Here is a 6918-nt window from a genome sequence, read left to right as displayed (position 1 = left end):
TTGCATGTTTACCAACTGTACGGCGAAGTCCTGTGGCATCAATGATAACAATTGTTAAAATTGCCATCCCGATTCCAAACATCGGTGTGTTAAAACCTTCATGAAACCCTATTGTCATGACCATACTTGATAAAATCGTTGTATGCGTACTAGGAAATCCACCGTTTCCAACTAAACGAAAAGCATCTTTTCCAGACCGAAGATAATTCACTAGAAATTTCAATACTCCCGAAGCTACCCAAGCTATAAATGGAAGTACACAATATAAATATGTTCCCATTGCTTTACCTCCTATGATTTTGCAATAAATAAAATACCAGCCACTATACATACCATTCCAGCAATTTTCATAAAATTGATTGTTTCACCAAATAATAATGCTGACGCAATAATAACAAATACATATCCGAAACTCACCATTGGGTATGCATAACTTAAATCAACCTTTCTCAGCACAATCATCCATAATAATGCACTTAAACCGTAAAAAGCGAGTCCGAAAAAGTTCGGTACGTTAATGAAATTCATAATACCTACAGCCGCTGAACTTTGTGATTTCATTGCGCCAAACTTTAATAAAATTTGCCCTACGACTCCCATACCAACTGATAAAATAATCATCAAAAATTGTTGCATCTCTACACTCCTTAACTGTTTATATTCAAAAAATGTTTTATTCCAAATAAAAAACGTTTAAGACACTCCTCTTAAACGTTTTAACAAACCCGAATAGAGTAATTAAAAGTTCAATAGTATAATAATAACTGTTATCGCATATAACAACACCGTTATTAAAATATGCTGATCCTCTAATAAAACTTTATCTGGTTCTCCACCTTTATCTTCCATGTGAACTAAATACAAATAACGAAAGATCCCGTAAATTACAAATGGGATTGTCCACATTAAATAGATGCTTTTCCCTGCATTAAAAGTAAAGATAGCATAAGTTACAATAGTTGCCGATGTAACAATTGTACTTAATTGGTCTAACAAAGCAGGAGAATAACTTTCTAATACTTTTCTATGAGAACCTTTATTATTCTGTAACAATACTAATTCATGTCGTCTTTTATTAATAGCCAAGAACAGTGACAATAATAATGTACATAATAAAAACCACGGTGTAAATGGCACTTGAATAACTAATCCACCGGCCAATGCTCGTAAAACAAATCCAGATGCAATAATTAAAATATCAATGATTACAACGTGCTTTAAACGAATTGAATACACTACATTTAAAATAAAATAGACTGCTAATACTAAGCACAATAACGGATTTAATATATATGAAACTACTAAAGACGCTACTAAAATAACACAACCTGCCGTAATAGCAAAATACGGATTTAATGCACCTGATGCCATCGGTCGATAGCGCTTAACAGGGTGCTGTCGATCTGCCTCAATATCCATAAAATCATTTAAAATATAGACACAGCCAGATATTGCACAAAATAGCGCAAAACAAATTGCAGCTTGTGCCACCATAGTTAAAGATACTTGTTTTATTGAAAAGACTAACGCTGCAAATACAAGCAAGTTTTTAGTCCATTGTTTTGGGCGTAACTGTTTAAAAAACAATACAACTATATTTTGTTGAGATAAAGTTCCTTCTCTCATAATAATAAGAGAGCTTCTATTTTTTGCACTCTCTTCCTTCCCTCCCTATTCAATTGTTATTTACTTCTAATACAGGAAAGATTATATCACATAAGTATAACATTGAAAATCAACTATTAAATACCAATAAATAGTTCTCTCATCCATATTGGTATTTCTAATAAACAAAGCTAAAACAGCATTACACGCTCATTAATCAAATCAACATTTTCTACAAGTAACCCATCTTCATGATGATGCATTCTCATTAAAATAATCGTATCGTCTCCATTGCTAATATTCTTTCATTAACACAATTACAGAAGTTGATCTTGAGCTCGGAACACGCCTCAAAGTTACAATTGGCTTACCCGAAAAAAGTGATGCACTTGGTTCTGTAAAAAAACAGACCGTACTTCCTTTTTCAAATGGAATCTTATACATGATTTCTTTATAAACTCTTTTTTTCAACAGCGTAGTAACAAACGAAGTTATATCGAATTACCAATAAACGGGTCTACTATATCAATAAAAAAGGCTGCCCCAAAAATTAGAGACAGCCTTTTCTTCCAAAAAATTATTCTTCTCCAAAACGCTCCACAAGTGTTGCAAGTGTACGTACCATTGCGCCAGTTGCTCCAGCTGGACCTAAGTCGTGTGCGCCTTTTGTTTCTGATGTTCCAGCGATGTCTAAGTGTACCCAAGGTGTGTCTTCAGCGAATTCACCTAGGAATGTACCTGCCATAACCGCATGTCCTTCGCGGCCTGGTGAGTTATTTAAATCTGCAAACTTACTGTTTCTCACACGTTCTTTATCGCGATCAAAAATCGGTAGTTGCCAAATTGGCTCATCTGTTTCCATAGAAGCCTCTAGTACTTGCTCAAACAACTCTTCATTATTTGTCATTGCGCCTGTCGTATGGTTTCCAAGTGCAACAATTACACCACCTGTTAATGTTGCAACATCAACAAGGTAGTTTGCACCAAGTTTTTTCGCATACGTAATACCGTCAGCTAAAGCTAGACGACCTTCTGCATCCGTATTTAATACTTCAATTGTTTTTCCGCTCATTGATGTAATTACATCGTCTGGCTTAAATGCCGTACCACTTACAACGTTATCAGTTGAAGGAATAACAGCGATCACATTTTGTTCTGGGCGAAGTTCACCGATAATTTCCATCGCACCTAATACAGCAGCTGCACCGCCCATATCACCTTTCATACCAACCATGCCTTCACGTGGTTTTAAAGAATAACCACCTGTATCGTATGTAATACCTTTTCCAACGAATCCAATGACATCTGTCCACTCTTCTTTTCCTTTATAAATAAGGGTGATCATTTTTGGCGGCTCTACACTACCTTGGTTTACTGCCAGTAACGCACCCATACCAAGATCTTCCATCTCTTCTTTCTCAAGAACTTTATAGTCCATATCATACTTTTCCGCTAATTCAACAGCATACTCAGCAAGCTTTGTCGCTGTTAATACGTTTGGCGGCATATTTACCAGTGTACGAGCTGAATTTGTTGCACGTCCATGTACGTAGCCAACTGTTAATGCTGCTTCAATTTCTTGTGCATCTTCCGCTGTAATAGCCGTGAACTTCTCTAACTCTACACGATTCTTTTTATCTGATTTATACGTTTGTAACTCATATGTACCAAGGCCTTGTACCTCTGCTGCAATATGAGCGACATCAATCGCGTCTAATTTCTCTGTTACGAAAGAATCAAGTAAGATTGCTGCATCTTGTACTTTTGCTGCTTGCAGTGTTTTAAATGCCTTACCAAGAGCCACACGTAACGTTTCTGTCGTGTAAGACTCTTTCTTGCCTAAACCAACAAAGTAATAACGTTTCACATTTGTTTTGCCTAAGCTATGTACTTTCGAAATGGCCTTTTTATTCGTAGATAATTCTTTCTCTTCTAGTAAAACTTGTAATTGTCCTTCAAACGCTTTGTCCAGTTCTTGTACAAAACTACTCATTTTCTCTTCTTCAAATAAAGCAATAATTACTGCTTCATGACCTGCTAATTCTTTCTGTACTTGAAACATGTTCAGACCCCCTAAATTTCTCTATTTTTATTATAACTATATTTTTTCTAAAATGCGATAATTCGGACTTCTATTTCGTATCTATTTTTAAGGAATAATAAACCTTATTATAAAGAGTAGTTCGAGACTGCAAAATGATAGAAATATAACATACTCTCAAAATTATTTATTAATATTAATAGTAATATTATACATAAACCGACTACTTTTATACGTCTCATCACTTTAAAGCCATATGCTAATAATAAAGGTATTGTAAATACCATATGTGCCCCATAAATAAATGCTTCAGATGCTCCAAAACCAACAATTCCATGTAAAACAATATTAAATAGTAAACATAAACTTAAAAACCTTACAAAAGGTTCTTTTAAAAAGTTTTTCCATACAACTACCAATATAAAAGCATACACGGATACAACTACAATCCAACCGATTATAGTATGTGAAGGAAGAAGGTTCAAATGTGCAACTTCACTTCCTACTCGCAATGGTACTTCTGAAAATTTACCAAAGATAAAGGAAGATCCTAATAATAGATGAAACATCAATATACCTACTGGTTTGACGTATTCTGGTGAAAAACTCTGTTCTTGCGTAAAGCCCATACTAGACTTCACTGCCTCAATAAGAACTACATTATTTGCGTTCATTACTAAAACAAATGTAATCACGACAATAACAATAGAAATACTAGTCCAAATAATTTTTTTCTGCAATTTTTTATAACTCATTACACTACCTAAAAACCACAGAAACGAATTAGTTAAAGTAACCCCAGTTATTCCTAATGCCAATAATATATTGGTAATATTGAATCCCATTTTTGCTTCTTTTTCCCCAGTAATAAATGGATAACATACAAAGCACATCAGTACCAATGTGAAATTTGCATAAATAAAAGATTCCGGTGTCCACGTAATAACTAACATAGTAGCTGAGAATCCGTACGTAATCGCTAGTAGGAAAGAAACAATTACGTTCTTACAAATTTTACAGCATAATGCATAGATCATCACTACACTAATTGCGCTTAAGAATGCTTGAATGAATATAATACCGTGTACTATATTCCCTACTTTTACTGTTTCAAGTATCCACATGAACCCTTGAACAAAATAATAAAGGAATGGATGTCGGAACCAGCTCATCCCTACTATCTCTCCTCTCTCAAGGAAAAAACCAAAAATATAATATCCTTGATCAAAAGAAAAATAAGTATCACTCCACTCCCCACTCAAAATTTTGGAGTGAGTATCCATTTTCCAACCAATGAAAAAATAAAACGAACAATAAAAAATGAAAAGGACAAGGGCTAATATCCCCTTTCCTTTATAATTATTCCAAATATTCAACATTGCTTCTCCTCTCTAAGGTAGAAATACCATAATTAGATGTGCCACGTACCCAATAACTGTTCCTAATACAAGTCCACCAAAAATCTCATGCCAATGATGTCCTTGACGCTCTCTTAATTTTTCTTCTTCCGAACTTATATGTTTATTCAACATTTTTGCATGTTTACCAACTGTACGGCGAAGTCCTGTGGCATCAATGATAACAATTGTTAAAATTGCCATCCCGATTCCAAACATCGGTGTGTTAAAACCTTCATGAAACCCTATTGTCATGACCATACTTGATAAAATCGTTGTATGCGTACTAGGAAATCCACCGTTTCCAACTAAACGAAAAGCATCTTTTCCAGACCGAAGATAATTCACTAGAAATTTCAATACTCCCGAAGCTACCCAAGCTATAAATGGAAGTACACAATATAAATATGTTCCCATTGCTTTACCTCCTATGATTTTGCAATAAATAAAATACCAGCCACTATACATACCATTCCAGCAATTTTCATAAAATTGATTGTTTCACCAAATAATAATGCTGACGCAATAATAACAAATACATATCCGAAACTCACCATTGGGTATGCATAACTTAAATCAACCTTTCTCAGCACAATCATCCATAATAATGCACTTAAACCGTAAAAAGCGAGTCCGAAAAAGTTCGGTACGTTAATGAAATTCATAATACCTACAGCCGCTGAACTTTGTGATTTCATTGCGCCAAACTTTAATAAAATTTGCCCTACGACTCCCATACCAACTGATAAAATAATCATCAAAAATTGTTGCATCTCTACACTCCTTAACTGTTTATATTCAAAAAATGTTTTATTCCAAATAAAAAACGTTTAAGACACTCCTCTTAAACGTTTTAACAAACCCGAATAGAGTAATTAAAAGTTCAATAGTATAATAATAACTGTTATCGCATATAACAACACCGTTATTAAAATATGCTGATCCTCTAATAAAACTTTATCTGGTTCTCCACCTTTATCTTCCATGTGAACTAAATACAAATAACGAAAGATCCCGTAAATTACAAATGGGATTGTCCACATTAAATAGATGCTTTTCCCTGCATTAAAAGTAAAGATAGCATAAGTTACAATAGTTGCCGATGTAACAATTGTACTTAATTGGTCTAACAAAGCAGGAGAATAACTTTCTAATACTTTTCTATGAGAACCTTTATTATTCTGTAACAATACTAATTCATGTCGTCTTTTATTAATAGCCAAGAACAGTGACAATAATAATGTACATAATAAAAACCACGGTGTAAATGGCACTTGAATAACTAATCCACCGGCCAATGCTCGTAAAACAAATCCAGATGCAATAATTAAAATATCAATGATTACAACGTGCTTTAAACGAATTGAATACACTACATTTAAAATAAAATAGACTGCTAATACTAAGCACAATAACGGATTTAATATATATGAAACTACTAAAGACGCTACTAAAATAACACAACCTGCCGTAATAGCAAAATACGGATTTAATGCACCTGATGCCATCGGTCGATAGCGCTTAACAGGGTGCTGTCGATCTGCCTCAATATCCATAAAATCATTTAAAATATAGACACAGCCAGATATTGCACAAAATAGCGCAAAACAAATTGCAGCTTGTGCCACCATAGTTAAAGATACTTGTTTTATTGAAAAGACTAACGCTGCAAATACAAGCAAGTTTTTAGTCCATTGTTTTGGGCGTAACTGTTTAAAAAACAATACAACTATATTTTGTTGAGATAAAGTTCCTTCTCTCATAATAATAAGAGAGCTTCTATTTTTTGCACTCTCTTCCTTCCCTCCCTATTCAATTGTTATTTACTTCTAATACAGGAAAGATTATATCACATAAGTATAACATTGAAAATCA

Annotated in this window: 8 protein-coding genes; all 8 read right to left on the bottom strand. The window is 34.0% G+C overall.

What is annotated here, in order from left to right; all coding sequences use genetic code 11:
* A partial coding sequence (locus ACTJJY_RS31575; RefSeq protein WP_086400987.1) for a divergent PAP2 family protein occupies nucleotides 1–280 on the bottom strand: 280 nt, incomplete at its 3' end.
* Nucleotides 281–291: 11 nt separating this feature from the next.
* Nucleotides 292–636, bottom strand: coding sequence for an EamA family transporter (locus ACTJJY_RS31570; protein ID WP_001183889.1), 345 nt, complete (start codon nucleotides 634–636; stop codon nucleotides 292–294).
* Between the two features lie 102 nt (nucleotides 637–738).
* Complete coding sequence (locus ACTJJY_RS31565; protein ID WP_098833237.1) at nucleotides 739–1626, bottom strand: decaprenyl-phosphate phosphoribosyltransferase; 888 nt, start codon at nucleotides 1624–1626, stop codon at nucleotides 739–741.
* Nucleotides 1627–2182: 556 nt separating this feature from the next.
* The gene (gene pepA / locus ACTJJY_RS31560; protein ID WP_440607416.1) at nucleotides 2183–3667 is read right to left on the bottom strand and encodes a cytosol aminopeptidase; all 1485 of its coding nucleotides are present in this window, start codon (nucleotides 3665–3667) and stop codon (nucleotides 2183–2185) included.
* 107 nt (nucleotides 3668–3774) lie between these two features.
* Nucleotides 3775–5022, bottom strand: coding sequence for a DUF6080 domain-containing protein (locus ACTJJY_RS31555; protein WP_098519612.1), 1248 nt, complete (start codon nucleotides 5020–5022; stop codon nucleotides 3775–3777).
* A 15-nt stretch (nucleotides 5023–5037) separates the two neighbouring features.
* Nucleotides 5038–5460 carry a divergent PAP2 family protein gene (locus ACTJJY_RS31550; protein ID WP_120461541.1) on the bottom strand — a complete coding sequence of 141 codons (423 nt, stop codon included), beginning with the start codon at nucleotides 5458–5460 and terminating at the stop codon, nucleotides 5038–5040.
* Nucleotides 5461–5471: 11 nt separating this feature from the next.
* Nucleotides 5472–5816 carry an EamA family transporter gene (locus tag ACTJJY_RS31545; RefSeq protein ID WP_001183889.1) on the bottom strand — a complete coding sequence of 115 codons (345 nt, stop codon included), beginning with the start codon at nucleotides 5814–5816 and terminating at the stop codon, nucleotides 5472–5474.
* Nucleotides 5817–5918: 102 nt separating this feature from the next.
* On the bottom strand, nucleotides 5919–6806 hold the full coding sequence (locus ACTJJY_RS31540) for a decaprenyl-phosphate phosphoribosyltransferase (protein ID WP_098833237.1): 888 nt from the start codon (nucleotides 6804–6806) through the stop codon (nucleotides 5919–5921).
* Nucleotides 6807–6918: the final 112 nt, after the last annotated feature.

Origin of the sequence: Bacillus sp. 22475, from assembly GCF_052044835.1 — a bacterium.
In the GTDB taxonomy this organism is placed as follows: Bacteria; Bacillota; Bacilli; order Bacillales; family Bacillaceae_G; genus Bacillus_A; species Bacillus_A cereus.
This window is presented reverse-complemented; position numbering and strand designations above follow the sequence as displayed.